At 66.3% G+C, this 26191-nt stretch carries 19 protein-coding genes; 13 read left to right on the top strand and 6 right to left on the bottom strand.

Annotation, left to right across the window (positions count from 1 at the left end; genetic code table 11):
- The first annotated feature begins 128 nt into the window (after positions 1 to 128).
- From LJ737_RS10475 to LJ737_RS10465, 3 genes are all read left to right on the top strand, one after another.
- A complete protein-coding gene (locus LJ737_RS10475) occupies positions 129 to 1304 on the top strand; it encodes an aminotransferase class V-fold PLP-dependent enzyme (RefSeq protein WP_227765428.1) in 1176 nt (391 codons plus the stop codon).
- Between the two features lie 171 nt (positions 1305 to 1475).
- The gene (locus tag LJ737_RS10470) at positions 1476 to 1991 is read left to right on the top strand and encodes a DUF4442 domain-containing protein (protein ID WP_227765426.1); all 516 of its coding nucleotides are present in this window, start codon (positions 1476 to 1478) and stop codon (positions 1989 to 1991) included.
- Positions 1992 to 2065: 74 nt separating this feature from the next.
- Complete coding sequence (locus LJ737_RS10465; RefSeq protein ID WP_227765425.1) at positions 2066 to 3070, top strand: MBL fold metallo-hydrolase; 1005 nt, start codon at positions 2066 to 2068, stop codon at positions 3068 to 3070.
- A gap of 162 nt (positions 3071 to 3232) precedes the next feature.
- Here the strand turns inward: LJ737_RS10465 and LJ737_RS10460 are convergent, their stop codons facing one another.
- Positions 3233 to 4777: a DNA integrity scanning protein DisA nucleotide-binding domain protein gene (locus LJ737_RS10460; RefSeq protein ID WP_227765423.1), complete on the bottom strand. Its 1545-nt coding sequence runs from the start codon at positions 4775 to 4777 to the stop codon at positions 3233 to 3235.
- A gap of 83 nt (positions 4778 to 4860) precedes the next feature.
- The gene (locus LJ737_RS10455; protein WP_227765421.1) at positions 4861 to 5670 is read right to left on the bottom strand and encodes an energy transducer TonB; all 810 of its coding nucleotides are present in this window, start codon (positions 5668 to 5670) and stop codon (positions 4861 to 4863) included.
- A gap of 186 nt (positions 5671 to 5856) precedes the next feature.
- On the opposite strand from LJ737_RS10455, the gene LJ737_RS10450 reads away from it, so the two are divergent.
- Together LJ737_RS10450 and LJ737_RS10445 are read left to right on the top strand one after the other, a co-directional pair.
- Entirely contained in the window at positions 5857 to 6312 is a 456-nt protein-coding gene (locus LJ737_RS10450) for a RidA family protein (protein ID WP_227765419.1), read from the top strand.
- Between the two features lie 416 nt (positions 6313 to 6728).
- Entirely contained in the window at positions 6729 to 7625 is an 897-nt protein-coding gene (locus LJ737_RS10445; RefSeq protein WP_227765417.1) for a cyanophycinase, read from the top strand.
- Between the two features lie 103 nt (positions 7626 to 7728).
- On the opposite strand, the gene LJ737_RS10440 is transcribed toward LJ737_RS10445, so the two are convergent.
- Positions 7729 to 8001, bottom strand: a complete 273-nt coding sequence (locus tag LJ737_RS10440; protein ID WP_227765415.1) for a KGG domain-containing protein — start codon at positions 7999 to 8001, stop codon at positions 7729 to 7731.
- 184 nt (positions 8002 to 8185) lie between these two features.
- Positions 8186 to 8515 carry an STAS domain-containing protein gene (locus LJ737_RS10435; protein WP_227765413.1) on the bottom strand — a complete coding sequence of 110 codons (330 nt, stop codon included), beginning with the start codon at positions 8513 to 8515 and terminating at the stop codon, positions 8186 to 8188.
- Positions 8516 to 8773: 258 nt separating this feature from the next.
- On the opposite strand from LJ737_RS10435, the gene LJ737_RS10430 reads away from it, so the two are divergent.
- Positions 8774 to 9424, top strand: a complete 651-nt coding sequence (locus LJ737_RS10430) for a response regulator (RefSeq protein WP_227765412.1) — start codon at positions 8774 to 8776, stop codon at positions 9422 to 9424.
- 87 nt (positions 9425 to 9511) lie between these two features.
- On the opposite strand, the gene LJ737_RS10425 is transcribed toward LJ737_RS10430, so the two are convergent.
- A complete protein-coding gene (locus tag LJ737_RS10425; RefSeq protein WP_227765410.1) occupies positions 9512 to 9832 on the bottom strand; it encodes a KGG domain-containing protein in 321 nt (106 codons plus the stop codon).
- A 287-nt stretch (positions 9833 to 10119) separates the two neighbouring features.
- Complete coding sequence (locus tag LJ737_RS10420) at positions 10120 to 11169, bottom strand: chemotaxis protein CheB (protein WP_227765409.1); 1050 nt, start codon at positions 11167 to 11169, stop codon at positions 10120 to 10122.
- Positions 11170 to 11420: 251 nt separating this feature from the next.
- Here LJ737_RS10420 and LJ737_RS10415 point away from each other — a divergent pair, with 251 nt between their 5' ends.
- From LJ737_RS10415 to LJ737_RS10385, 7 genes are all read left to right on the top strand, one after another.
- Positions 11421 to 14492 carry a CheR family methyltransferase gene (locus tag LJ737_RS10415; RefSeq protein WP_227765407.1) on the top strand — a complete coding sequence of 1024 codons (3072 nt, stop codon included), beginning with the start codon at positions 11421 to 11423 and terminating at the stop codon, positions 14490 to 14492.
- Between the two features lie 379 nt (positions 14493 to 14871).
- On the top strand, positions 14872 to 19152 hold the full coding sequence (locus LJ737_RS10410) for a PAS domain S-box protein (protein WP_227765404.1): 4281 nt from the start codon (positions 14872 to 14874) through the stop codon (positions 19150 to 19152).
- Between the two features lie 185 nt (positions 19153 to 19337).
- Positions 19338 to 20894 carry an FAD-dependent oxidoreductase gene (locus LJ737_RS10405; RefSeq protein ID WP_227765402.1) on the top strand — a complete coding sequence of 519 codons (1557 nt, stop codon included), beginning with the start codon at positions 19338 to 19340 and terminating at the stop codon, positions 20892 to 20894.
- A gap of 391 nt (positions 20895 to 21285) precedes the next feature.
- Positions 21286 to 22386: a hypothetical protein gene (locus LJ737_RS10400; protein WP_227765399.1), complete on the top strand. Its 1101-nt coding sequence runs from the start codon at positions 21286 to 21288 to the stop codon at positions 22384 to 22386.
- Positions 22387 to 22402: 16 nt separating this feature from the next.
- The gene (locus tag LJ737_RS10395; RefSeq protein WP_227765397.1) at positions 22403 to 24232 is read left to right on the top strand and encodes a MutS-related protein; all 1830 of its coding nucleotides are present in this window, start codon (positions 22403 to 22405) and stop codon (positions 24230 to 24232) included.
- Between the two features lie 299 nt (positions 24233 to 24531).
- Positions 24532 to 25506, top strand: coding sequence for a bestrophin family protein (locus tag LJ737_RS10390; RefSeq protein ID WP_227765785.1), 975 nt, complete (start codon positions 24532 to 24534; stop codon positions 25504 to 25506).
- A 289-nt stretch (positions 25507 to 25795) separates the two neighbouring features.
- Entirely contained in the window at positions 25796 to 26164 is a 369-nt protein-coding gene (locus tag LJ737_RS10385; protein WP_227765395.1) for an STAS domain-containing protein, read from the top strand.
- Positions 26165 to 26191 lie beyond the last annotated feature (27 nt).

Below are 26191 nucleotides of genomic sequence, written 5' to 3'. Positions count from 1 at the left end.
ACCGACGAAAGATAGGCGCCGGCAGGCTGCCTGGCGCGGGTGGCCGGGCCTCCGTGCCCCGCCAAGCCATAACTTGCGGCTCGCCGCCCCAGCCCGGGCCGGCGCCCCTGCCCCTTCTTGCACCGCGTATGAACGTTGACCTCCTGCGCCAGCAGACCCCCGGCTGCGCCGATAAGTTGTTTCTGAATAGCGCTGGCGCCTCATTGATGCCGCGGCCGGTGGTGGCCGCCATGACCGAGTACTTGCTGCAGGAAGAGCAGCTGGGCGGGTACGAGGTGGAGCGCCGCCACGCCGCCGGGCTGCAGCAGCTCTACGCCGAGCTGGCCCAGCTGCTGAACGCGCAGCCCCGCAACTTCGCTTTTGCCTGGAACGCCACCGATGCCTACAGCCGCGCGCTGGCCGCCATTCCGTTTCGAGCCGGTGACGTCATTCTGACCACCGACGACGACTATATTTCCAACCACATTGCCTTTCTGGCCCTGCAGAAGCGCTTCGGCATCAGGGTGGTGCGGGCCCGCACCCAGCCCAGCGGCGACCTGGACCTGGACGACTTTGCCCGGTTGCTGCGGGAGCACCGGCCGGTGCTCGTGGCCGTCACGCACGTGCCTACCAATTCCGGCTTGGTGCAGCCCGTGGCCGCCGTTGGGGCCCTGTGCCGGCAGCACGACACTTGGTACTTGGTCGACGCCAGCCAGTCGGTGGGGCAACTGGAGGTGGACGTGCAGGCCATCGGCTGCGACTTTCTGAACGCGCCCGGCCGCAAGTTTCTGCGCGGCCCCCGCGGCACAGGCTTCCTCTACGTGTCCGACCGCGCCCTACAAGCCGGCCTGGAGCCCCTGTTCATCGACCGCCGCGGCGCCGCCTGGACCGGCGCCGACGCCTACGCGGTGCACCCGGATGCGCGCCGCTTCGAGCAGCAGGAATTGGGCGGCACAGTGCTGGGCCTGATGGAAGCCGTGCGCTACGCCAACGCGGTGGGCGTTCGGGCCATTGCCGAGCGCAACGCCCAACTCACGGCGCACCTGCGGCAACGCCTGGCCCAGCTGCCGCACCTGCGCTTGCTCGACCAAGGCTCCGAGCAGTGCAGCCTCGTCACCTTCGACGCCCCGGGCCGGGCGCAAGCTGAACTGACGGACTGGTTGACCGCGCACCGCGTGTTCTTCACCGTCAGCCTGAAAAGCTTCGCCCTGCTCGATTTCAGCCGCAAGCAGGTCGAGTGGGCCATCCGCCTCTCGCCCCACTACTTCAATACCGTTGAAGAGCTGGACCGGGTAGTCGAGCTGCTGGCCGCCCTGCCGGCCTAAGCGCGCTGCATGGCCGGGCCGGGCAGTGAGCCAATAGACTAGGAGCCCGCCGCTTGTATGCCTTCCGGCCGCGACGCGCAGCGTCAGGGCGAGGTGGGCACTAGGCGTAGTATTCGGCATGCCGACTAATTACGAAAGCTGTATCTTGGGCTGCACCCGCTTCCCAAACCCATGGCCCAACCTGCTGCCCCGCCCGTCGATACGCCCGCCCTGGCGGCTTTCCGTCGCCAACTGCTCAACCCGTTTAAGCAGCGCCTCTTTCTGCTCAGCAAGCTGCCGGCCGCCGGCCTGGCGGGCGTGCGCGTGCAGCAACTCACGCTCGAAGCCGCCACGGTGACGGTGCCCTTCAAGTACCTCACCCAAAACCCGTTCCGCAGTATCTACTTCGCCTGCCTGAGCATGGCCGCCGAAATGGCCTCCGGCGTGCTAGCCATGATGCACACGAGCACCGGCGCCCCGGTGTCGATGCTGGTGGTGGGGCTAGAAGCGGACTTCACCAAAAAAGCCGTTACCCGCATTGCCTTCGAGTGTGCCGACGGGGCCGCCATTGCCCAGGCCGTGGCCGAAAGCCGCGCCACCGGCCAGGGACGCACCGTGCTGGCTACCAGTACCGGCCGCGACGCGAGCGGCGACGTGGTGGCCGTGTTTCGCATCACGTGGTCGTTTCGGGCGAAAAAGCGCGGCTAGCGCAAAGTATTCGGCGGGCTGGCGCGTCCTTCGTAGCAGCCGGCCCGTTGCCGCCTCCGCTGAGTATTCATGCCATGTCCTTTTTGCAGCGCGCCCGGCTTCAGGGCGCTGAGTTTCTGAACCCCGTGCCCACCGCCAAGGGCGTGCAGGGCGGCACCCTGCCCATGCTGCGCCGCCTGCTGCTGGGCGCCGAAGAACGCGTGCCCAAGCCCGCGCTGGCCCCGTTTCGCGTCGATGCGCGGGTGTACGCCGCGCCGCCCGCCGGCGGCCTGCGCGTGACCTGGCTGGGCCACTCCACCGTGCTGCTGGAGCTCGACGGCCGCCGCATCCTCACCGACCCGATGTGGGCCGGCTACGCCTCGCCGGTATCCTTCGGTTTCGGCAGGCGCTTTTTCCCGGTGCCGTTGGCCTTGGCCGAGCTGCCGCCGCTGGACCTCATCATCCAGTCGCACGACCACTACGACCACCTCGACCCGGCGACCCTGCGGCAGCTGGCGCGCCTGCAGCCCGCGGTGCCGGTGCTCTGCCCGCTGCGAGTGGGCCGCTACTATGCCGCGGCCGGCTGGAACCCGCAGCTGATTCACGAGCTGGACTGGACCGACTCGTTCCGGCTAGATGAGTTGACCGTCACAGCCGTGCCCGCCCGCCACTTCTCCGGCCGCGGCATCACCGGCCAGAACCAGACCTTGTGGGCCTCCTACGTGCTGCAGGGCCCCGCGCACCGCGTGTTCTTCGGCGGCGACACCGGGCCCTTCTTGGCCGGCCACCAGGAAATCGGCGCGGCCTACGGGCCCTTCGACCTGACCATGCTGGAAGTCGGCGCCTACGGGGAAGGCTGGCCCGATATTCACCTCGGGCCCGAAAACGCCGTGCAGGCCCACCAAGCCCTGCGCGGCCGGGTGCTGCTGCCGATTCACTGGGGCACCTTCAACCTGGCCTTTCACAGCTGGCGCGAGCCGGTGGAGCAGGTGCAGGCGCTGGCCGCGGCGGCCGGTATTCCCTTGCTGCTGCCCACGCCGGGCCGGCCCACGGAGGTGGAGCCTGCCGGCTTCAGCTCCCGCTGGTGGGAGCGGAGCTAATCAAGCTGGCTCACCATAGTACTGTCATGCGGAGCAACGCGAAGAACCTTTTCACGCGAGAACGAGTCGTTGTTACGGCCGACGTTCTTATCCCATAAGATCCTTCGCGTTGCTCCGGATGACAGACAACTGTTTGTCAGCGCGCTTCTGTACGCACTGCCCCTACTCGTGCCGGTTGGGCAGCGTGTCCTTGGTCAGGATGTCGACCAGGCCGTCTTCACTCACCACAATGGCCATGCACGGGTAGGGTGAGCTTTCCACGTAGCGCAGGGCCGAGTTGTAGCGCGCCCCGCGGGTGCTGGAGCCGCGGCCCGAGGCCTTGCCGTCGAGAATCACGCCGATGGAGTAGCAGTAGGCTTCCGGGTCGATGAGCACGGCCCCGTCGATGGCGGTGACCAGGCGGGTGATGAGCGGGGTGAGCGGCACCGGCTCGATGAGGGTGCACTGCAGCTTGAGGCGGTCGGCTTCGGCCAGGGCCTCGGTGGTGATGACCACCAAGGTGCCGTGCTGCTGGCGGCTGGCTTCGAGCAGCACGTCCCAGAGCCGCTCCACTTTCTCCGATTCCGTCACGCCGAAGGTGTCGCGCAGGCCGCGGCGAAACTCCGAGCGGCTCAGGCGCGACTGGGGCAGGTTGGGCTGCCCGTAGGCGGCGCGCACCAGCACTTGCCCGTCGTGGCGCAGCTCCCACACGTAGTGGTGCAGGAAGTTGATGATGAACATGTCCTCGCGGGAGGCGTCGTACTGACCCAGGGTGCGGCCCAGGGCGTACACGTTTTCCCCGTCGGAGAGCAGGCTCACATCGGCCGTCGACATCTGCAGCAGCTTGCGCACGGCCCGGTAGTCGCTGAGCGGGGTGGGGCAGGTGAGGGCGAAGATTTCCTGCACGTTGGGGTGGCCGCGGCGGGCCAGCACCAGCTGCCCCACGCCGGCCGTGCCCTCGTAGCGCAGCGACGACACCGTGTTCAGCACGTTGAAGAGCTTGGCGCCGGCTGGGTCGAGGCCCAGGGCCTGGGCGGGCGTGTCGAGCAGAAACTTGCCGGCGGCGCGCACGATTTCGTCGGTGTCGCGGGGGCGGGTAAGCAGGCCGGAGCCGGGCTCGGGCTCGGTCAGGGCCTTCACGCACTCCTCGCCGAAGCGCGCAATGGCCGCCTCGATAAGCGAGGACGCCAGGGGCCGACCGTCGGTGTAGTAGCGGTGGGGGCGCAGGGCGGGGTGGTGGCGCAGGGCCTTGCGGCGCAGCTGCAGCACCGTCACCACGAAAAAGTCGCCGATGAGCACCGGCCAGCCGGCGAAGGAGCGGCGGGCGCCGTTGCGGGGCGTCAGCTCGTCGAGCACCTCCTGCACGGCTAGTTTGATGCCCTTGAACTCGTGGCGGCGGCGGCGGATTTCGGCCGTGTCGTCTTCGCGGGCCGGCCAGCCCTCCGACTCGGTGCGGCGCAGGTATTGCCCGCGGGCCACCACGCCGCTGAAAGCCTCCGGCGGCAGCCCGCAGCTCTCGGGCTCCAGGCAGATGGCCGCCCCGCCCTCCAGCGGAATGCCGATAAGCATGACCTGGGGCTGCAGCTCGGCGTCGAGGTCGTCGAAGATGCCCTCAGCCATGTGCTGCGCCGCCCGCTGGAAGCGGTGCTGGTAGGGCCAGATGGTAAACTCGACCGCCGCCGGAACGATGATGGCGTGCGGGGCAACGACGGGCAGGGGGCTAAACATGGGGCGGCGCGTGTTGGGGGAGGAAGCGTGCTACAAGTACCCGCCGCGCCCCGAAATGTTTCGGCGAATACAGCGGTGCGGGCCTACAACTGAAACAGGATGGGCAGTACCATCTTCTGACGGATTGGGGCCCCCTTATATTTTGCCGGCTCCCACTTGGGGCTGGCTTTCACGATGCGGATGGCTTCTTCATCCAGGCCAGACCCCAGACGCTGAACGGGTTTGATGTTGGTAAGCGAACCGTCTTTTTCGATAACAAATTCCATCATCACTTTGCCCTGCACCTTGCGCTGGCGGGCCAAGACGGGGTATTTCTGCTCTTTCTGCACCCACTCAAACCACGCCTCGGTGCCGCCCACCGGCCGGGCCGGCTCCTCGGGGGCCACGGTTTGCAGGCCGGCGGGGTTGGCGGCGCTGCTCGGGGCGCTGGGCGCCGGCGCCGCGGCGGTGCCGGCGGTTTCGCTGCCGGCCGGAATCTGGAAGGTGATGGGCACCGTCACGCGTTGGCGCACCACGCCGCCTTTGTGCTCGGCCGGCGTCCAGCGCGGGCCGGCCTTCACCAGGCGCAGGGCTTCGGCGTCGCACTCCGGCGAGAGGCTTTTGGTGACTTCCCAATTGGAAGTGGCGCCGGTTTTTTCGACCACGAAGGTGACTTCCACGGTGCCCTGCACGCCGGCCCGCAGCGCGGTGGTGGGGTAGTTGAGCTTGTCGCCGAGGTAGTTGCCGTAGGCTTCGAGGCCGCCGGCGGGCTGGGCGGGCTTTTCCACTGCGTCGTACACGTCGGGCGTGACCGGCTTGGGGTATTTCAGCTTGGTTTTCTGGGCCAGGGCGGCCGGGGCAGCGGCGGCCATCAGGGCCACTACGGCCAGGGCCAGGCGGGCGGAGCGAAGCATACGGCGGGGGATGAGGGGTAGGAGAGTATGCGTTTAGGGGTTATTAAGGTAGGAAGTTATAACGGCAGACAGCGGGCGAGGATGGTAGGCGTAGAGCAAGCAAGGCGTACGCCCTCAGCCTTGCCTGCTCCCAAAAGCTGGCCTTCTTCCCCGCATACCCTAATAAAATCCGGCTATTTTCGGCCCATGACCACCCCCGACGCCTCCGCTGCCGCCCCCGATTCTTCGGCCCATAACTCCTCCCGCGCCCCCGAGCCGGTGGGCCTGTACCCGCACGCCCGCCGCGTGGGCAACCTGCTGTTCCTCTCCGGCGTGGGCCCGCGGCAGCGCGGGCAGAAAGCCATTCCGGGCGTGGAGCTGGACGAAGACGGCAATATCCTACGCTACGACTTCGAAAGCCAGTGCCACGCCGTGTTTCAGAACGTGCGCTACATCGTGGAGGAAGCCGGGGCCCGCTGGGAAGATTTGGTGGACGTGACGGTGTTTCTGACCAACATGCAGGACGACTTCCAAACCTACAACCGCCTCTACGCCGAGTACTTCGCCACCAACCAGCCCTGCCGCACCACCGTCGAAATCAACTGCCTGCCCACGCCCATTGCCATCGAGCTGAAGTGCGTGGCCTGGGTGGGCGAGCGGTAAACTGCGACGCCAAAGCGGGGCCGTCGGCATCGTGCCGGCGGCCCCGCTCCAGTGGTACCATGGCCAGTACCGTACAATGGCGACGGGAAGCCCAAGAAGAGTGGGCTTAGTCGGTGCCGCAAACAGTAGTACCCCGCCGCATCCCGCGAAGGTGGGCACCCGACTCACTGGTATAAACGAAAAACCAGCGCCGGTAGTACTGGGGTTTGTACGGAATATGCGAAGTGAAAACCCGTAATTGTGCCATTCGCGGGCGAGCAGCCCCCGGCAGACCGCCGCGGGTAACCACCTGACGCTAATCGGCCTGCTGGCTGCAGTGCGCGTCGTGCCGGCCCCGGCGGCCCTTTTCGGCCACATCCGCGGGCGCGGGGCTGCGTATGTATCTGCGCCGCGTAACTCTGCTAATCGACTTAAGGATGTCCAAAAGCAAAAAACCAGCGCCGCATCACCCCGCTTCCGGTACTTGCCCCCAACCCAAGGGCACGCTCATTGCCATCGGGGGGCACGAGCAGAAGGAAATGAAAACCATCGGCGACGAGGAAGGCAGCGACGAAAACGAGCTAGCGCCCGAGAGTATCCTGAAGCGCTTCGTCGACGAGCTGCACGGCGACGGGCCGGTCGTGGTGATACCGACGGCCTCGGAAGAGCCCGACGAAGCCGCCCGCGACTACGTGAAAATCTTCACGGACCTGGGCGTGAAGCGCGTCGAAGTGCTTAACATCAAGACCCGCGAGGAAGCCGACGCGGAGGAATGCATCAACGTGCTGCGCGAGGCAGCCGGCGTCATGTTTACCGGCGGCGACCAGCTGCGCCTCACCGCCCTGCTCGGCGGCACGGCCCTCATCCGGCTGATGAAGGAGCGTTACGCCCACTCGCGCTTCGTCATTGCGGGTACCTCGGCCGGCGCCGCCGCCATGAGTACGCCCATGATTTACCAGGGCCGCAACGACGCGGGCTTCCTCAAGGACGAAATTCACATCACCACCGGCTTGCAGTTCATGCACGACGTGGCCATCGACACGCACTTCGTGGCCCGGGGGCGTATCGTGCGCGTGGCCCAGATCATTGCCACCAACCCCGGCTGCATCGGGCTGGGGCTGGAGGAAGATACGGCCGTGGTGGTAACCGACGGCGGGGAGATGGAAGTCATCGGCAACGGCATGGTGGTCGTGGTCGACGGGCGGCACTGCCAGGGCAACACCATCCACGAAATCAAGCCCGGCGAGGTGTTCAGCATCCGCGACTTGCGCGTGCACCTGCTGGCCCGCGGGCAGCGCTACACCCTGCCGGTGCAGCAGCAGATGTACGTGTAGGCAAGCCAAATGAAAAAGCCCGCGGACAACGGTCCGCGGGCTTTTTGCAGTAGCTCTGGTTGGGGAAAAGGATAGAACGGTAGCGGGGATATTCGAGGGCGGATCAGGCCGTCTTGCTGGTGTTGCGGCGGGTGCTGTTCTGCCCGCCCTTGCGGCCGGCTTCGCGGGCTTCGGCCGAGGTCCACTCGTGGCCGCGGCCGCTAGCATGCGAGGCTTTGCCGCCCTCGGAGGCAATGCGGCGCTGCTGCTCGGGGTCCATGGAGGCAAACCCGCGTTTGCTGGTGTTGCTTTGGGGGCGGCTGCTGGTGCCGTTGCTACCCGCTTTGATGGCCGAAGCCGAGGAGGTACTGCGCGACGTTGCGTTGTTCGTTGCCATTGGTATTTAGGGTTTGGTTGAGGAAAAGCGAGGAAGCGGCGGCTCTGCTGTACTAACGGAAGGACGGCGGCGACGGCCGAGGTCTGAGTTTAAAAAATGGCCGTTACAGCCTAATTTACCGCTTTTTACGGAGGCGAATGGCTCAGTTTTGGGCGGCTTCTGCGTACTAATAGCGAGGGACGAGCTAGGCCGCCGCGGCAGTCACGCGCCCGGTCAGTTCGAAGTGGGCGCCCAGCCCGAGCAGGCTCAGGGCGCGGCGCAGCACCGGGCTGGCGTTGTACAGCAGTAGGCGCACGCCGCTGCGCCGGATGAGCAGCAGCTGGTCGATGAAGTAGCCCATGCCGCGGCTGCGCAGGCAGGCCAGGTTCCGGCAGTCGATGAGCAGGTAGAGGGGCTCGTGGCCCACGCTGGCGTCGGCGGCAAGGCGGCGGGCCAGCTGCACCGGGTCGGCCGCGTTGAAGTTCAGGTGCACGATGCGCGCCTCGGGGTGGCGCCGGGAAGAGAAGCCAAGCATGTTTTCGGGGGTAGAAGTTGGAATGGCGCAAGCCGCTGATTGTTCAGTTGTTAGCGGCTCTATTTCAAAGCTACACCCGCGAAAAGTCCCGGCCACCGGGATTAGTTGCCATTTTGTGCTTAGGTATTTATACTGAGCTTAAGCGGGCGGATACCTAACTGCCTCGTGCAAGTGCTGAATCTGCGGGCCAACCAAGACAAGTGCGGGCGTTTGGCGTTTATGTTGTCATCCCGGTTTACTCGCTCTACTGCCTAGCCTATGACCCGCCTCCTGCTCGTCGACGACCACACCATCATCCGCGATGGAATTCAGGCCCTGTTGGCCGATGTGCCCGATTTTCAGGTGGTGGGGCAGGCACGCAACGGCCGCGAGCTGCTCGACATGCTGCCCGACACCCCGGCCGACGTGGTGCTGATGGACCTGAACATGCCCGAGATGTCGGGCTTTGAGGCCGTGCCGCTGCTGCGCCAGCAGTTTCCGCAGGTGCGGGTGCTCATCCTGAGCATGCTCGACCACGAGAAGTACGTGCACCAAGTACTGGAAGCCGGCGCGCTGGGCTACGTGCTGAAGAATGCCAGCAAGGAGGAAATCGTGTACGCCATTCGCACGGTGGCGGCCGGCAAGGCTTTCCTCTGCACCGAAATCGGGCTCAGCCTGCTCAGCAAGCTGGTGCAGGGGCCGGCCACTGCGGCCGCGCCGGGCACCAAGAAGCCTTCCGACCTCTCCAACCGCGAAACAGAGGTGCTCAAGCTCATTGCCGAGGGCCTAACCAACGCCGAAATTGCCGACAAGCTCTTCACCAGCAAGCGTACCATCGAGACGCACCGGCAGAACATTATCGAGAAAACCCAGGCCAAAAACACGGCCGCGCTCATCAAGTACGCCATGGAAAACGGCCTGCTGGTGTGAGCCGCTACCGACCCTTACAAGACAAAAGCCCTGACCATGCGGTCAGGGCTTTTGTCTTGTAGGGCCCGGGAGCCCGGCGGATGGGTCCTAACGGCCGCCCTGGTTGCCTCCGCCGCGGTTGCCGCCACCGGAGGCTTCGCCGCCTTTGCGGCCGGCTTCGCGGGCTTCGGCCGAGGTCCACTCGTGGCCGCGGCCGCTTTCGTGCGAGGCTTTGCCGCCTTCAGCAGCAATACGGCGCTGCTCTTCGGGGTCCATGCCGGCGAAGCCGCGTTGGCTAGTGCCGCCCTGGCCGCCGCCCTTGTTACCGCCTTGGTTGCCGCTTTGGCTGTTCTTGGCTTCGGCGCCTTTCTTGCCGGCCTGCGAGTGCTGCTCCGAGCTGCCCCCGCGCTGGTTCTGGTTATTGGCCATAGCTTCTTGCTGGTTGGTTGTGGGTTAGGAAAAGGAACTGCTCCTGTTACGCCACTGCCCTGCCGGCTGGACAAGGAAAAACGGCCAAAAAAGCCCACTGAGGAGCTTGAATGGTCGTTTTTGGTAGTTAATTCGGATGGAGTCCGTACGTGCTTTTGACGACTCGACAGCGCGAGTTGCGGCCGCCCGCAGCTGAGTAAGCTCCGCCGTAGTTCCGTTCCGAGAAGACCGTGAGAAGGTTGGACCCGCGTCGAAGGCCGCGCCGCGGAAAAGCCCCAAACCCGGTCTTACTGCACGCCGTCGATCTGCTCTGCGGGGCCGTCCTGGGCCACGGTGTTGCGCACGTCGGCGCGGGGGCCGCCCACGGCGCCGTTGAGCAGAAACTGCCGCAGCCGGTCGATGTGGGTTTTGAGTTCCTCCACGCGCTGCTCCTGCAGGGCGGCGCCTGGCGCCGGGCCCCGGCGGGCCATGGTGGCCAACAGGTTCTTGCGCTCCTCCAGCATGCGCAGCGCCACCCACATACTTTCCTCCAGGTGGTGCTGGGTGGAGGCCATCAGGCTGTCGGCGGTGAAGGCGTGGCCGGTGTGGCAGCGGTAGCGGTGCACCTCGCCGTGCTCCATTTCCCAAAGGCTGCCGCCGCAGTCGGGGCAGGTGAGGGGCACCTGGTGCCCGAGTTGGCTGACTTCGTCGACGGTTCCCACCACACGTTCGGCAATTGAGGCTTCGAGTACAATATCATTGGGCACCGGGGCCAGGACCGCCAGCGGCTGCTGCACCAGCTCCTGGAGCAATTGGCCCATTCGGTCGATGGGCACCACGTGGTCGATCTGCACGTTGCGCAAGGCGCTTTCGGGCATGCTGGAGAATTCCGCGTCGTGGGGGTCTTGCACCACGGTGATGCCGCCGGCGCGCTTGATGAACTCCATTCCGGCCGTGCCGTCGTGCAGCATGCCGGTGAGGACCACCCCGATGACGCGGGCCCCGTGCGAGGCCGCCGCGGAGCGAAACAGCGCGTCGGCGGCCGGTCGGTAGTGGTTTTCGTGGGGGCCTTTGGTGATGAGGATGTGCCCGTCCTTGACGAGCATGTGCCGGTCGGGCGGGGCCAGATACAAGTGGCCGGGCAGCAGGGGCTGGTGGTGCGTGCCCAGGTGGCACTGCATGGTGGTGTGCTGGGCCAGGCGCTCCACCAGGTACTGGCCCGTGGAATTGACCGAGAGGTGCTGCACCACGAGCACGGCCGCGGGCAGGGTAGCGGGCAGCTGCGCCACCAGGCGCGTCAGCGCCAGCATGCCGCCCGCCGACGTGCCGATGACGATGAGGCTGGGTTGTTCGTCCACGGGCAAGGAAAATGAGAGGTGGAAGACACGCGCCGCGGCCGGCGCGGTGGCAGGTTGGTATCCTTGCTATACGCAGGCGGTGAAAAGTGGCTGGCATAGCTGCCGGAAAGTGGCCAGCGCTACTCCCGGCTGCCCGGTTTCGTCGCCGGGGGAGTACCTTTGGAGTAGCTTTCCGGCGTGGCCGCGGCCGGAAGGCGCCGCTATTCGTGTACCGCCTGCTGCTCCGGGTTCCGGCCGGGCACCCCGCTTTCATGACCGATCCTACTGCTGACCACGCCCCGGAGCTGCTGCCCCAGGGCCCCCACGGTCCTGCCCGTCCCGACAACAGCCAGCTGTCGTCGGAGCCCTTTGTCAGCGACGAAAACGACCCCGCCGCCGACGACCTCGACGCCGACCCGGGGGTGCTTGTGCGCGCCTCCCTCGACCCGGTCGAGCGGTTTCCCATCGTGGCCTTGTGCGGTTCGGCGGGCAGCATCGAGGCGCTGGAGCGGTTTTTCCAAAACCTGCCGCCCACCTCGGGCATGGCCTTCGTGGTGGTGGTGCATTTGGCCCCCAACCAGCGCAGCCACCTGCCCGAAGTGCTGCAGCAGTTCACCAACATGCTGGTCTACGAAATCGAAGACGGCCTGAAGCCGCGGCCCAACACGGTGTACGTGCTGCCCCCCGACAAAGACCTGAGCTTGGTCGGGGGCACGCTCACGCTCACCGCGCCCACCCAGGCGCCGGGCCACCGCCTGCCCATCGACTTCTTTTTGCAGAGCCTGGCCAAAGACGCCCGCGAGCGGGCCGTGGCCATCATCTTCTCGGGCATGGGCTCCGACGGGGTGGTGGGGCTGAAGATGGTGATGGAAAACTTCGGGATGGTAATGGCGCAGGAGCCCGAAACGGCCGAGTACGACGCCATGCCCCGCGCCGCCGTGGCCACCGAGTTTATCGACTACGTGCTACCGGCCGAGGAGCTGCCGGCCAAGCTGCTGGAGTACGCCCAGCAGCCGGTGCTGGAGCGGCCCCACGGCTCGTTTCGCAGCGGGGAGACGCGCCCGGCCAACGCCCTGCAGAAAATCTTCCTGCTCATCCGCACCCAAACCGGCCACGACTTCTCGCTCTACAAGCGCAACACCGTGTTCCGGCGCATCGACCGGCGCATGAACGCGCACCAGATCCGCGACTTTTCGCAGTACGTGCGCTTTTTGCAGGACAACCCCCACGAGGTGGAGCTGCTGTTCAAGGAGCTGCTTATCGGGGTAACCAAGTTTTTCCGCGACCCGGAAGCCTTCGAGGTGCTGAAGGGCTACCTCATGCCGCTGCTGCGCGAAAAGGCGGTGGACTCGGTGGTGCGGGTGTGGGCGCCGGGCTGCTCCACCGGCGAGGAGGCCTACACCCTGGCCATGGTGCTGCAGGAGTGCTTGGATCAGCTGCCCAACCACTACCTGAAGCTGCAGATTTTCGCCACCGACATCAACCCCGAGGGCATCGACTACGCCCGCGCCGGGTTTTACCCCACCAACATCGAGGCCGACGTCAGCGCGGACCGGCTCAAGCGCTTTTTCACGCCGGTGGAGGGCGGCTACCACATCCGCAAGGAAGTGCGTGACGTGGTGGTCTTCGCCCTGCACAACATCAACAAGGACGCGCCCTTCATCAAGCTTGACCTGCTGGTGTGCCGCAACCTGCTCATCTACCTGAGCAGCGAGTTGCAGCGCAACCTGCTGCCGGTGTTTCACTACGCCCTGAACTCCGAGGCGCTGCTGTTTCTGGGCCCCTCGGAGAACATGACGGGCTTTCAGGCGCTGTTTACGCCCCTGGACGTGAAGTGGAAGATTTCGCGCCGCAACGACGTGGCCTACTCCCTGGCCCGGATTTCAAATTTCACGTTTTCACTGTCGCGCCAGGCATCGGCCCTGCCCGTGCTTACTCCGCCTGTTATGACCAATCCGTTGCCCCGCAAGGAAAGTCTGTTCGTGACCTTGATTCAGAAAATGCTGCTGCGCACGTTTGCGCCGCCGGCCGTGGTCATCAACAACAAGGGCGAAATCCTGTTCGTGAACGGGCGCACCGGCCGCTACCTGGAGCCCGCCCCCGGCCTGGGCGCCATGAACGTGTTCGACATGGCCCGCGAGGAGCTGGGCTTCGAGCTGAGCGGGGCCGTGCACCGGGCCCACCTGCAGCACGAAGACGTGACGGTGGAGGGCGTGAAGCTGCGCACCGAGGGCGGCTACCAGCTCATGCGCATTTCGGTGAAGTACCTCGACTCGCCCGAGGCCCTGGCCGGGTTGCTGCTGGTCGTGTTCGAGGAAATGCCCACCTCCAAGCGCCAGCGCAAGCAGGCCCAGGCCCAGGAAAGCCTCACCCGCGACTCGGTGGTGGTGGCCCTGGAAAAGGAGTTGCAGTACACCAAGCACCGGCTGCAAACCACCGTGGAGGAAATGGAAAGCTCCCTGGAGGAGCTCAAGAGCACCAACGAGGAGCTGCAGTCGGCCAACGAGGAGCTGCAGAGCACCAACGAGGAGGCCATGACCAACAAGGAGGAAATGCAGAGCCTCAACGAGGAACTGATGACCCTGAACGTGCAGTACCTGCACAAGACGGAGGAGCTGAGCCAGGCGGCCAACGACATGAAAAACCTGCTCGACGCCACCGCCATTGCCACTATCTTCCTCGACAACGACATGGTCATCAAGCGCTTCACCCCGCCGGTGGAGCGCATCATCAGCCTGTTGCCCACCGACCTGGGCCGGCCCATCACGCACTTCGCATCCAACCTGCGCTACGAGGGCCTGGTCAACGACGTGCGCCAGGTGCTCGACCGGCTGGTGAGCGTGGAAACGAACATTCAGACCCACAACGGCGAGTGGTTTGCCATGCGCATCCTGCCCTACCGCACCCTCGACAACTACATCAGCGGGGCCGTCATTACCTTCATCGACATCACCGCCCTCAAAACCCTGGAGGAGCAGCTCAAGGCCAGCACCGCCTTCGCCGAAAGCATCATCGAGAACCTGCGCGAGCCGCTGCTGGTGCTCGACCGCGAAGGCCGCGTGCTCACCGTGAACCGGCCCTTCGCTCAGGCCTTCGGGGTGGAGGTGGACCAGGCGAAAGGCCAGCCCCTGACCCAGCTCAACCGCGGCGCCTGGCGCCTGCCCGAGCTGCAGCAAGCCATCGGCCAACTCCTGGAAACCGGCCAGGGCTTCGATGACCTGACCATCAGCACCCACTTCGCCGACTTGGGCGAGCGGCGCCTGCAGCTCTACGGCCGCAACATTACCAGTGCCGGCGCCCAAACCGGGCAATTGCTGCTGGGCGTGAGCCGCATCGAGGAATAGGGGCAGCAAAAGGCTACACCGCCCGTCATTGCGAGCAGGCACCACGAAGCAATTTTTCCTCTGGGAGCAGAAACGTCACCACTGACAGAAACTACAACCGGCCCCGCCCGAAACCCCGCGTCTGCAGGTTTCCGGCGGGGCCGGTTGCGTCCGAATGGGTTTTCGGTTTCTGCCAGCTGCAGCGTCGTGCTACTAGCGGAAGGATGGCCGCGCTTCGCTCGCAAGGACGGCGGAGGAGGCGCTACTGCTGGCGTCCACGGTTGGCTGGCTGCCGGCCGAAACCCGGCCCCTCCACCGGAACCCTTTTCCGTACCTTTAACCACCGGACTGCGCCGCCGTACGTATTTCTGGCCTATTTCTGTAAGACCCGTGACCCGCTATGGAGCAGACCCCGGACGAATTCGACGCGGTGCGGCGCCGCATGGAGGAGCTGCGCGCCCAGGCCGAAACGCGCCGCGGCCTCGTCACCACCGACATCAATAGCCTGACCCCGGCCGACGTGCGCCGGCTGGTGCAGGAGCTGCAAACTCACCAGATCGAGCTGGAAATGCAGTACGAGGAGCTGCTCAGCACCCAGGTGGAGCGCGAGGCGTATTACCAGCAGTACATCGACCTCTTCGAATTCGCCCCGGTGGGCTATTGCACCCTCGACGCGCTGGGCGTGGTGCAGCAGCTCAACCTGCGCGCCACCCAGCTGCTGGGCACTGCCCGCGCCACGGCCGTGGGCCGGCGCCTGGTCCGCTACGTGCCCGTCGGCGACGAGCGCACGCACTTCTACAGCTTTTTGCAGCGGGTACTGACCACCGACGCGCGCCAGAGCTGCGAACTAGAAATGCAGCGCGCCGACGGCAGCACGTTTTTCGCCCTGCTCGAAGGCGTGCGTCTGCTGCAGCCCGCGGGCGACTACTGCTGCCGCCTCGCCTTTTCCGACGACAACGCCCGCCGCCAAGCCGTGCAGGACTTGGCCGCCAGCGAACAGAAATTCCGCACCCTATTTCACGATTCCGCCGACGCGGCCGTGCTCCTGCGCGAGTTTGTGTTTGTCGACTGCAACCGCGCCGCGCTGGCCATGCTCGGCGCCACCCGGGGAGAGCAGCTCATCGGCCAGCCGGCGCTGCTGCTCTCCCCGGAGCTGCAGCCCGACGGCACGCCCTCGCTGCAGCGCTTGGCGCAGAGCGCGGAAACCGCCCAGCGCAGCGGCTCGCACCGCTTCGAGTGGTTGTGCCGCCGCTTCTCGGGCGAGGATATCTGGCAGGAAGTGGTGCTGACGCCCGTGCGCGTCGACGGGGAAGCGTTGCTGCACGCCGTTTGGCGCGACATCACCGAGCAGAAGCGCCGGGACCAGCGCCTGCGCGAAAGTGAGCAGCGCTTCCGTACCGTGTTCGAGCAAAGCGCCGACGGCATGCTGCTGCTGCAGGACGGCCGCTACGTCGACGCCAACGCCGCCGCGCTGGGCATCATCGGGGCCGCGCGGCGCGAGCAGCTGGTGGGCCAGCCCGCCGACGTGTGCACGCCCGCGGTGCAACCCAACGGCAAGCGCACGGCCGAGTGGATTGCCGACAACGTGGAAATTGCCCGCCGCGAAGGCTCCCTGCGCTGGGAAGTGCTCATGACGCGCTTCACGGGCGAGGAAATCTGGGTGGAAGGCGTGCTCACGCCCATCGAGTTGCCCGGCCAGCCCCTGCTCACCCACGTGTGCTGGCGCGACGTGACCGAGCGCCGCCTGGGCGAGCAGCGCGTGCAGGAAAGCGAAACCCGCCTGAGCACCGCCCTGCAAGCCGCCGAGCTGGGCGTGGCCCAGTGGAATTTCGTGACCGATGAGGTCTTCTTCGACGAGCGGGCCCGGCGCATGTTCGGCTTGCCCGTCGACGGGGCCCGGCTCACCTTCCCCGACATTCGCGCCCTGCTGCACCCCGACGACCGGGCGCGGGTGGAAGACGCCCTGCAGCAGGCCGTGGCCGAACACCGCCCGGTGGAAATGGACCAGCGCGTGGTGCTCCCCGACGGCGCGGTGCGCTACATCGTCTCGAGCGGGCAGGTGAGCTACGACGCCGCCGGCCAGGCCCTGAGCATGACCGGCGTGGTGCAGGACGTGACCGAGAAGAAGCAAGCCGCCCGGCAGTTGCAGGAAAGCGAAGCCCGCCTGAAAACGGCCGTGCTGGCCGCCGACATGGGCATCGGCATCTGGAACTTCGACACCCAGCTGTTTTACGTCGACGCGCGGGGCCGGCGCATGTTTGGCCTCGCTTCGGAAGGCAACGAGCTGACCTTCGACGAGCTGATGGCCGTGGTGCTGCCCGCCGACCGGGAACGGGCTGCCGCGGCCCTGCAGCAGGCGGCCACCGGCGACGGCCTGCTCGACGTGGAGGTGCGCGTGGTGCACCCCGACGGCGAGGTGCACCACGTGTGTGCCAACGGGCAGGTGATGCACGACGAAGCGGGCCGGCCCGTGCGCATGAGCGGGGTGCTGCGCGACGTGACCCACAGCCGCCTGGCCGAGCAACGCCTGCGCGAAAGCGAAGAGCAGCTGCGCACGGCCCTGAGCGCGGCCAACATGGGCGTGGGCCTGTGGGAACCGCAGCAGCAGAAAGTCACCGTCGACGCCCGCACGGCCGAAATCTTCGGCTGTGCGGCCGGCCCGGGGCGCTACCCTGCCGCCGAGTTCAGCGCCCTGCTGCACCCCGACGACTTGCCTGGCGTGGTCGGGCAGATTCAGCTCAGCCTGCAAAGCCGGCTGGCCTTTTCGCTGCACGCGCGGGTGCTGCGCCCCGGCGGCGCCGAGCTGCGCTACGTGCGCATCAGCGGGCAGGCCCTCTACGACGCCCACGGCCAGCCCGAGCGCGTGGCCGGCGTGGTGCGCGACATCACCGAGTTTCGGCGGGCCAACCTGCGCCTGCGCGCAAGCGAGGAGCGCCTGCGCCTGGCCCTGCAGGCCTCGCACATGGGCGTGTTTGAGTGGAGCTTTGAGAGCGACGAGCTGTTTTGGGACGAACGCACCCAAACCATTTTCGGCCGCCCCTACGAAGACCGCCGCCTGAGCTTCGACGCTATTCGCGACGCCGTGCACCCAGCTGACGCGGCGGCCGTAACCCGGGCGCTGACCACCACCATTCGCGACGGGGTGCCCTTCGAACTCGAGCACCGCATTGTGCGTCCCGACGGCTCGGTGCGCCACGTGGCCGCCAGCGGGCAGGTGCACTACGACGAGGCGGGCCGGCCCCAGCGCCTGACCGGCCTCGTGCGCGACGTGACGGAGCGCCGCCACGCCCAGGAAGAACTGAACTCCAAAAACCGCCTGCTCGACCACATCCTCACCACCATTCCCGTGGTGCTGTCGCGCGTGGGGGCCGACGGGACGCTGCAGGAGGTGGTGGGCGCCGGCCTGCGCCGCCTCGGCGTGGCCGACAACGCCATTGCCGGCCGCAACGTGTTCGAGGCCTACCCGCAGCTGCGCCCCTACATCGAACGGCTGCTGACGGGCGAGGAGGTGCAGTTTGTGGGCGAGCCGCCCAATCGGGGCGGGGAGCAGGCTTATTTTCAGAACTACGGCTTCTTCGACGAAGAAAAGCAGAGCGGCGTGCTCTTCGGCATCGACGTGACCGAAACCCACCAGGCCAACACCCGCCTAGCCGCCGACGCGGCCTTTCTGCAGGGCTTGGTGTCGAACATCCAGGAGGGTATCATGGCCTTCGACGCGGAGCTGCGCGTGACGGAGTGGAACTACCTGATGGAGCAGTACCTGCTGGTGCAGCGCGAGGCCGTACTCGGGCAGGTGATTTTTGAGGCCCTGCCCTTCGTGAATGTGCCGCGCAACCGCGACATCCTGCGCCGGGCCCTGGCCGGCGAAACCCAAACCTACTACAACGTGGCCTTCAGCCGGCGCGCGGGCTTCTTCGACGCGGCCTTTGTGCCCCTGCGCGACGCGGCCGGCACCGTGGCCGGCGTGCTCGGCGTCATTCGCGACGTGACCGAGCGCAACCGCCTGATGGAGGAAGCCACCGGCCTGCGCTTGCAGCGCGAAAAGGAAGTGCTCAGCGCCATCATGCACACCCAGGAGGACGAGCGGAAACGCATAGCCGAAGCCCTGCACAACGGCGTGGGCCAGCTGCTGTACGCGGCCAAGCTCCACCTCTACAACCAGCCCGTGGAGGAAGGGCACCGCGCGGCGGCGCTGGGCCTGCTCAACGAGGCCATCAAATCGACGCGCACCATCTCCTTCGAGCTGACGCCGAACATTCTGGAGGACTTTGGTCTGAAAACGGCCCTGGAAGAGCTCTGCAAGCGCATTCCCAAGCAAAACCTCGACGTGCACCTGAGCGTGGGCGAGCTGCCCGCCGCCCTGCCCATCCTGCTCGAAACGGCCGTGTACCGCATCGTGCAGGAGCTGCTCAACAACGTTATCAAGCACGCCGAGGCCCGCGAGGCCTTCATCTACGTGGAGCCGCAGGGCCCGCAGCTGCACGTGAGCGTGGAAGACGACGGCGTGGGCTTCGACGTGGAAATGGCCACCCAGAAGCGCGGCGGCATTGGCTTGGCCGGCATCCGCAACCGCGTGGGCCTACTGGCCGGGCAGCTCACCATCCGCTCCATGCCCGGGCGCGGCACCACCATCAGCATCGAAATTCCGCTGCCCAAACCCGGGGAAGACGCCGGCGGCTAGAGGCTGATAGGGGGCGGCTACCAGGCCACGCCCGGCTGGTGCCGGGTGGTCTGCCCGGTCCGGGCGTGGTGGCCGGTCGGCGGGCGCGAATAGGGGTGCGCCGGCGGCCCGCCCTTAACCTCGGCTATATCCTGCGGCGCCGTCGGGCGTAAGCTAAGGCCACACAACCAACCACCCGCGGCCTTATGCAGACTCCCGACCAGACTTCCGGCGCCCACAACACCTCCTGGCTAGCCACCGCCGAGCGGCCCTCGTTTCCCGCCCTCCCCGAATCGACCGAAGCCGACGTGGTGGTTATCGGCGCGGGGCTGGCCGGCCTGACCACGGCCTACCTGCTCACCCGCGAAGGCCAGCGCGTGGTGCTGCTGGAAGACGGCGAAATCGTGTCGGGCGAGACGGGGCGCACCACCGCCCACCTCTCCAACGCCCTCGACGACCGGTACTACCACCTCGAAAGGCTCTTCGGGCAGGACGGCGCCCGGCTGGCGGCCCAGAGCCACGGCGCAGCCATTGCCCGCATCGAAGCCATTGCCCAGAACGAAAACATCGACTGCGACTTCACCCGCCTCGACGGCTACCTGTTTCTCCCCAAAGACGGCGACCCGCAGGAGTTGGCCGACGAGCTAGAGGCCGCCCACCGCGCCGGCCTCACGGGCGTGCAGCGCCTGCCCGACGCGGGCGTGCGCGGCTTCCGCTCCGGGGACTGCCTGCGCTTCCCGGACCAGGGGCAGTTTCACCCGGTGCGCTACGCCGTGGGCCTGGCCCGGGCCATCGAGCAGGGCGGGGGACGCATCTTCACCCACACCCGCGCCAAGGAAGTGCACAGCGGCCGCCACACCCGCGTGGTGACGGACGGCGGGCTGGAAGTTCGCGCCAAGCACATTGTGGTGGCCACGAATACGCCCTTCAACGACCGGGTGGTGATGCACACCAAGCAGAGCCCCTACCGCACCTACGCGCTGGCCTTCCGGGTGCCGAAGGGCTCAGTAACCAAGGCCCTGTACTGGGACACGCCCGACCCGTACCACTACATCCGTCTGCAGGAAGTGCACGAGCCCGCCGGCAGCGGCGACGCCTACGACCTGCTCATCGTGGGCGGCGAAGACCACAAAACCGGGCAGGAGGACGACTACGCCGAGCGGTTCCGCTGCCTAGAGGAATGGGCGCGCGAAAACTTCCCCTCCGCCCAGCAGGTGGAGTACCGCTGGTCGGGGCAGGTGATGGAGCCCGTCGACTCCTTGGGCTACGCCGGCCGCAACCCGCTCGACGCGGGCAACATCTACGTCATCACCGGCGACTCGGGCCACGGCATGACGCACAGCACGCTCGGCGCTATGATTGTGACGGACCTCGTGCTGGGCCGCGACAACCCCTGGGCCAAGCTTTACGACCCCGGCCGCGTATCGGCCCACCCCTCGGCGGTCAAGGAGTTCGTGAAGGAAAACGTGAACGTGGCCGCCGAATACACCGACCTCATCACCGGCGGCGACGTGGCCAGCGAGGAGGACATCGAGCCCGGCACGGGCGCCGTGCTGCGCAGCGGCCTGAGCAAAGTAGCCGTATACCGCGACCCGCAAGGCCAGACGCACAAGTGCTCGGCCATCTGCCCGCACCTGGGCTGCGTGGTGCACTGGAACAGCGAGGAGAAAAGCTGGGACTGTCCCTGCCACGGCTCCCGCTTCACGGCCTACGGCGAGCTGGTGAACGGTCCCGCCGACCGCGGGCTGGCCAAGGAAGAGTAGGCGGTTAGGTTTCGTCCATTCTGCTTCAGCAGTTAGCAAGGGCTGGCAGCCACCAAGCTTTTTCCGGAGCATAAGGGAGCGGCTTGCCACGTGAATAGCCTGCCAAAAGAACGCCCGGCGGCGCCGGTCAAAGCAAATTCCCTCCAACGAAACGGGGGAGTTGCTTCGACCGGCGCCGCCTGTGTAGTGGGCCTGGTCCGATTGGGGCACGCAGGCTCCGGCATTCACCGGGAAAGGTGGCGGGCATGTAAGCAAAGCATCCGAGCCGTTTGAGGCTGCGTTCGGCCGAAGCTAGGGCTGGCCGTGAGTAGCTTTACCGGTCTATTCACGCGTTACCGTGGCTGCTTACTCAGAAATTACGCGCCGAGCCTCAGCTGGCATCTTCGGGCTATTGGTCCTCACTCTGCTCAATCTGTGGACGGCCGGACGCGCCTGGTCCCAGACCGCTCCGGTTGCGGCGCCGCAGCTCTACGCCGGCACCGTCGGCGAGTACGCCGTGTGGCTGCGCCTGCGCCCCGTGGCCGGCGACACGGCCTGGACGGGCAGCTACTACTACCTGCGGCGCGGCGGGGAGCTACAGCTGCGCGGCCGCCGCACCACGGCCGGCACCTGGCTGCTGCGCGAATCGGTGGCCGCCGCGGGGGCCAAGACCCCGGCCGCTTCCACCGGCTTATTTTCGCTCCGGCCCGCGGCCAACGGCACGCTGCAGGGCAGCTGGCAAGACGCCCAGGGCCGCCGCCGGCTGCCCGTGACGCTGCGCCGCTACCAAGCGGCGGACGACGTGCCGCCGCTGGCCGCCCGCATCAGCTACCGCACCGAGCTGGGCGAGTTCAAGGTGCCCGTCGTGACGGTGCCCGATGCGGCCGTGACCAAGCTGCTCAGCAACTGGTTTACCCTGGAGTACGTCACGGGCGGCCTGACGCGGGCCGAGCTGCAACAAGTGCGGGCCGAGCACCGGCGCGGCGACTCCGGCGGCTACGACGGCCCGTCGAATTACACTGTGACCTACAACGGCTTTGGACTGCTGAGCCTCAACTGGTACGACGAGATGGTGGGCGCCAACATCACCGGCCGCGTGCAGTACGCCACCCTCGACCTGCGCACCGGCCGCGGCCTCAGCCTGACCGACGAAATCCGCCCGGAGCTGCTGCCGCGGTTTATAGCTGCCTGCGACAGTTCGCTGCAGCGCCAAATCCGTGACTACCTGCCGGACTTTTCCCAGCGCTTCAGCGGCGAAGACATGGGCGAGGACCTGGCCGGCCTGCGCCAGCAGCACGTCACGCAGGGCAAAGCCGCGGAGGCCGACCTGATCCTGCTGGAAGACGCCGTGGCGCTGACGTACAGCGTGGAATACGAGGGCATGTCGCACTTCATGTTCAAAAACTGGAACGGAGCCTTTGCGCCGACGCTTACCCTGGCCGAGCTGCAGCCTTACCTCAAGCCCGGGAGTCCCTTGCGCCGCCTGGCCCGCCCGGTAGTCTCCGGCCGCTAGCCGCTTTCTTTGCCCTATGCCCATTGCCAATACCATCCGCCCGCTGACCGTCGCGCCGCAGGACATTTTCACCGATAACCTCGCCACCTACGCCGCCGAGCAGCGGCACTTTGCCGGCCGCCACAGCCTCATCGGCTGGCTGCGGGTGGCCGTGTTTCTGGCCGGGGCGGGCGGGGCGTGGTGGCTGTTTCGGCACGACGAAAACCTGGTGGCTTTCGGCTGGTTGCTTGGTGCCTACGTCATCTTCATGCTGGTGATGCGCTGGCACGGCCGCGTGGGCTACGAGCTGCGCCAGCGTCAGCTGCTGCGCCTCATCAATCAGGAAGAGCTAGACCGCCTGGCCGGTAAGCTCACGGGCTTCGACGCGGGCCAGCGCTACCAAGACCCCGCGCACCCCTACACCGCCGACCTCGACGTGTTCGGTCCGCACTCCTTGTTTCAGCTGGTGAGCCGCGCCACCTCCCGCCTGGGCCAGGACCGGCTGGCCGTTTGGCTGCAGGCCCCGGCCGAGGTAGCCGAATTGGAGCCGCGCCAGGCCGCCGTGGCCGAACTGGCCGCCGACCTGGGCTGGCGGCAGCACTGGCAGGCCCGCGCCCGGCAATTTCCGAAGCAATCCGACGACCCGCGGCCCTTCCTGGCCTGGATGCACGCGCCCGACTTCTACCAGGGCCGCGGCTGGGTGCTGGCCCTGCTGCCAGTGCTGCCTCCGCTAGCTATTCTGGGCATTGCCGCCTGGCTGACGGGCTCCTCGGGCTGGCTGGCCGCTGTGCCGGTGCTGCTGATGTACGCCGTCAACTACCGATTCCGGCAGGAGCGCGACGAAGTGTTTGAGCGCTGCATGGACATGTACGACGTGCTGCGCGCCTACCGCGACCAGCTGCGCCACCTGGAACAGCGCGAAAGCGCCGCCCCGCGCCTCGTGGCGCTGCGCCAGGTGCTGCTGGCCCACGGCGCCCCGGCCTCGGCCTACGTGGGCCGGCTGGCCGGCATTGCCCAGAATTTCTCCTTGCGCTGGAGTACCCTGGCCGGTTTCTTCGCCAACAACCTGCTGATGTGGGACTTCTTCTGGATGTGGCGGCTGGAGCGGTGGAAGCGGCAGCTCGGCGGCCGGCTGGAGCCCTGGCTGGAAGTGGTGGCCGAAGTAGAAGCCCTCGGCAGCCTCGCCGCCGTGCAGTACGCTCACCCCGATTGGGCCGTGCCCGCGCTGGTAGCTGCGCCGCTGACCTTCGAGGCCACGGCGCTGGCCCACCCGCTCATTTTTAGCGCCGGGCGCGTGGCCAACGACTTTGCCACCGCCGGTCCGGGGCACACCGGGCTGGTAACGGGCTCCAATATGTCGGGCAAGACCACGTTTCTGCGCACCATCGGCGTCAACGCCGTACTGGCCCTGGCCGGCGGGCCGGTGTGCGCCGCCGCGTTGCGCATCGGGCCGCTGCAGCTGTTTACGGCCATGCGCACCCAAGACAACCTGGCCGAAAGCACGTCGTCGTTCTACGCCGAGCTCAAGCGCCTGCGCCAACTGCTCGACCTGACGGCCGCTGGCCAGCCCGTGTTCTACTTGCTCGACGAAATCCTGAAGGGCACCAACTCCCGCGACCGGCACGACGGCGCCCGCGGCCTCATCCGGCAGCTGCACCGCCGGCCCGCCAGCGGCCTCGTCAGCACCCACGACCTGGAGCTGGGCGACCTGGCCGGGGAGCTGCCCGGCTTCGTGACCAACTACAGCTTCAACAGCGACATCGTAGGCGACGAAATCCGCTTCGACTACCGCCTCACGCCCGGCCTCTGCCGCGAGTTCAACGCCAGCAAGCTCATGCAGCTCATGGGCATTGAGCTGGGCAGATGAAAGGGGAATAGGGACGGAGAGGACTGGGCACTTGACTAACCCGCCCGGCAACCTGAGCCTAAGCGAAGGACCTTCCTTCAACTTTGTACCGCTGCTGCCTACGAAGTGCAGACGACCCATCTGGTAATGCAAAAGCACGGCCGCTAACGTCTAGGCGTTAGTGGCTGCGCTTCATCGTTTAGTGCGAGGGTAAAGGAAGGTCCTTCGCTTAGGCTCAGGATGACCGGCTGGGCATCAACTCCTCTCCACCTGGGCCTCGTGCGTCTACTCATTTACTCCTCCGTACGTATGTGCCTCGCATGTACATTCGGCAAAACCTTCGATGGAGCATCATTTGGCGCAGTGCTTGGCGCAGCGTGCTCATTCTGACGCTGTATAACCTGATTGTCTGCTGGTTTTACACCAGTGGGTTTACCCATCTGGCCATTCCCTGGCAGCCGGTGGCCACGCTGGGCACGGCGGTGGCCTTCTACATCGGCTTCAAAAACAACGGCTCCTACGACCGGTTCTGGGAAGGCCGGCAAATCTGGGGCGGCATCGTCAACACCAGCCGCACCTGGGCCATTCAGACGCTGGAGTTCATCACCTCCCGCGTGGATGCGCCCGAGCTGACCGCGCTGCAGCCCGCGGCCACTGCCCCCGAGCTGACGGAGCGCCACCGCCGCATCATCTACCGCCACATTGCCTGGTGCAACGCCCTGCGCCTGCAGCTTCGCCTGCAACGCGACGAGTTATGGGACACCGACGTGGCCCCGTTTCTGCTGCCTGAAGAGTCGGCGTTTATGCGCCAGCGGGCCAATTCGGCGGCGCACCTGCTACGCCGCCAAGCGGCCGAGCTACGCATCCTGCGCGAGGAGCGCGGCCTGCTCAACGACTTTCAGCACGTGAATATGATGCGTACTCTGGAGCGCCTGTTCGACCTGCAAGGCGGCTGCGAGCGGATCAAAAACACGCCTTTTCCGCGCCAGTTCGCTTTCTACAGCTTCCTGTTTGTTTGCCTGTTTGCCCTGATGTTGCCCCTGGGCCTGTTGCGCGAATTTGACCAACTCGGGCCCGGCCTGGTGTGGCTCACGGTGCCCTTCTCGGTGCTCATCAGCTGGGTGTTCAACACCATAGAATCGGTGGGGCACACCAGCGAAAACCCGTTCGAAAACCAGATGAACGACGTGCCCATGACCGCGCTGTGCCGCACCATCGAAATTGACTTGCGCGAAATGCTCGGCGAAACGGAGCTACCGCCTAAAACCGTCCCGGTCAAGGATATTTTGTTTTAGCGCTGTGCGCCGCGCCCGCTGCGGCGAAGCCGGTGCAGCGGCTCACTTTGTTGCGCTATTCTTTTATAGCTGGCTTGGTCCGCAAATGCGGGTTTGCGCAGCGAAAAGGGTAAGTAGATAAAAATCAAGCAGTAAAATGCAATGTGATACTACCATATTCGTATCTTAGAGGCATCAGAGTAAGAACGGTTTGCATAATAACAAGTCGTTTGGTAATCTGATTAGCTCGCTCCCGCCTCCTGCCGCCGTTACAGTTGCTTACCTGTTCCCGCACCCGCACCTACGAACTATGGAGGTTTACCGCGAAATTCTGCCCGAGAGCTACTTGCTCATTCTGGCCGACGACGTTCCGCCGAGCTTCGAGCGCGAAGACACGCTCGACTACGCCCTGCGCCGCGCCGCCCGCAGCGGCAAGTCCAGCGTATGGGTGGATTGCAGCCAGCTCCACCACCTACCGCCCGACGCAGCCGAACTGCTCGCCTATTACCACGACAAACTAGCCCGCCACGGCATGAGCCTGGTACTCTGCCACCTGACCGACGACGTGCGCATGGAGCTACAGGCCCTGACCGCCTCGCCCCCCCCGGTCGTGTCAACCCTGCTCGACGCCGAACGGTACTGCCACCGCCCCGCCACGTTCGGGCGCTTCGCCTCCTGAGCCGCCCGGCGCACCGGCTTCGGCGGC

It is taken from the genome of Hymenobacter sp. 15J16-1T3B (assembly GCF_020711235.1).
Lineage (GTDB): Bacteria > Bacteroidota > Bacteroidia > Cytophagales > Hymenobacteraceae > Solirubrum.
Note: the sequence above shows the minus strand (reverse complement) of the source record. Positions and strands in the feature narration are given on the sequence as shown.

Excerpts from the sequence above, each read along its gene's own strand:
- LJ737_RS10475 (WP_227765428.1), top strand. The coding sequence starts at position 129 with ATGAACGTTGACCTCCTGCGCCAGCAGACCCCCGGCTGCGCCGATAAG.
- LJ737_RS10470 (WP_227765426.1), top strand. The coding sequence starts at position 1,476 with ATGGCCCAACCTGCTGCCCCGCCCGTCGATACGCCCGCCCTGGCGGCT.
- LJ737_RS10465 (WP_227765425.1), top strand. The coding sequence starts at position 2,066 with ATGTCCTTTTTGCAGCGCGCCCGGCTTCAGGGCGCTGAGTTTCTGAAC.
- LJ737_RS10460 (WP_227765423.1), bottom strand. The coding sequence starts at position 4,777 with ATGTTTAGCCCCCTGCCCGTCGTTGCCCCGCACGCCATCATCGTTCCG.
- LJ737_RS10455 (WP_227765421.1), bottom strand. The coding sequence starts at position 5,670 with ATGCTTCGCTCCGCCCGCCTGGCCCTGGCCGTAGTGGCCCTGATGGCC.
- LJ737_RS10450 (WP_227765419.1), top strand. The coding sequence starts at position 5,857 with ATGACCACCCCCGACGCCTCCGCTGCCGCCCCCGATTCTTCGGCCCAT.
- LJ737_RS10445 (WP_227765417.1), top strand. The coding sequence starts at position 6,729 with ATGTCCAAAAGCAAAAAACCAGCGCCGCATCACCCCGCTTCCGGTACT.
- LJ737_RS10440 (WP_227765415.1), bottom strand. The coding sequence starts at position 8,001 with ATGGCAACGAACAACGCAACGTCGCGCAGTACCTCCTCGGCTTCGGCC.
- LJ737_RS10435 (WP_227765413.1), bottom strand. The coding sequence starts at position 8,515 with ATGCTTGGCTTCTCTTCCCGGCGCCACCCCGAGGCGCGCATCGTGCAC.
- LJ737_RS10430 (WP_227765412.1), top strand. The coding sequence starts at position 8,774 with ATGACCCGCCTCCTGCTCGTCGACGACCACACCATCATCCGCGATGGA.
- LJ737_RS10425 (WP_227765410.1), bottom strand. The coding sequence starts at position 9,832 with ATGGCCAATAACCAGAACCAGCGCGGGGGCAGCTCGGAGCAGCACTCG.
- LJ737_RS10415 (WP_227765407.1), top strand. The coding sequence starts at position 11,421 with ATGACCGATCCTACTGCTGACCACGCCCCGGAGCTGCTGCCCCAGGGC.
- LJ737_RS10410 (WP_227765404.1), top strand. The coding sequence starts at position 14,872 with ATGGAGCAGACCCCGGACGAATTCGACGCGGTGCGGCGCCGCATGGAG.
- LJ737_RS10405 (WP_227765402.1), top strand. The coding sequence starts at position 19,338 with ATGCAGACTCCCGACCAGACTTCCGGCGCCCACAACACCTCCTGGCTA.
- LJ737_RS10395 (WP_227765397.1), top strand. The coding sequence starts at position 22,403 with ATGCCCATTGCCAATACCATCCGCCCGCTGACCGTCGCGCCGCAGGAC.
- LJ737_RS10390 (WP_227765785.1), top strand. The coding sequence starts at position 24,532 with ATGTACATTCGGCAAAACCTTCGATGGAGCATCATTTGGCGCAGTGCT.
- LJ737_RS10385 (WP_227765395.1), top strand. The coding sequence starts at position 25,796 with ATGGAGGTTTACCGCGAAATTCTGCCCGAGAGCTACTTGCTCATTCTG.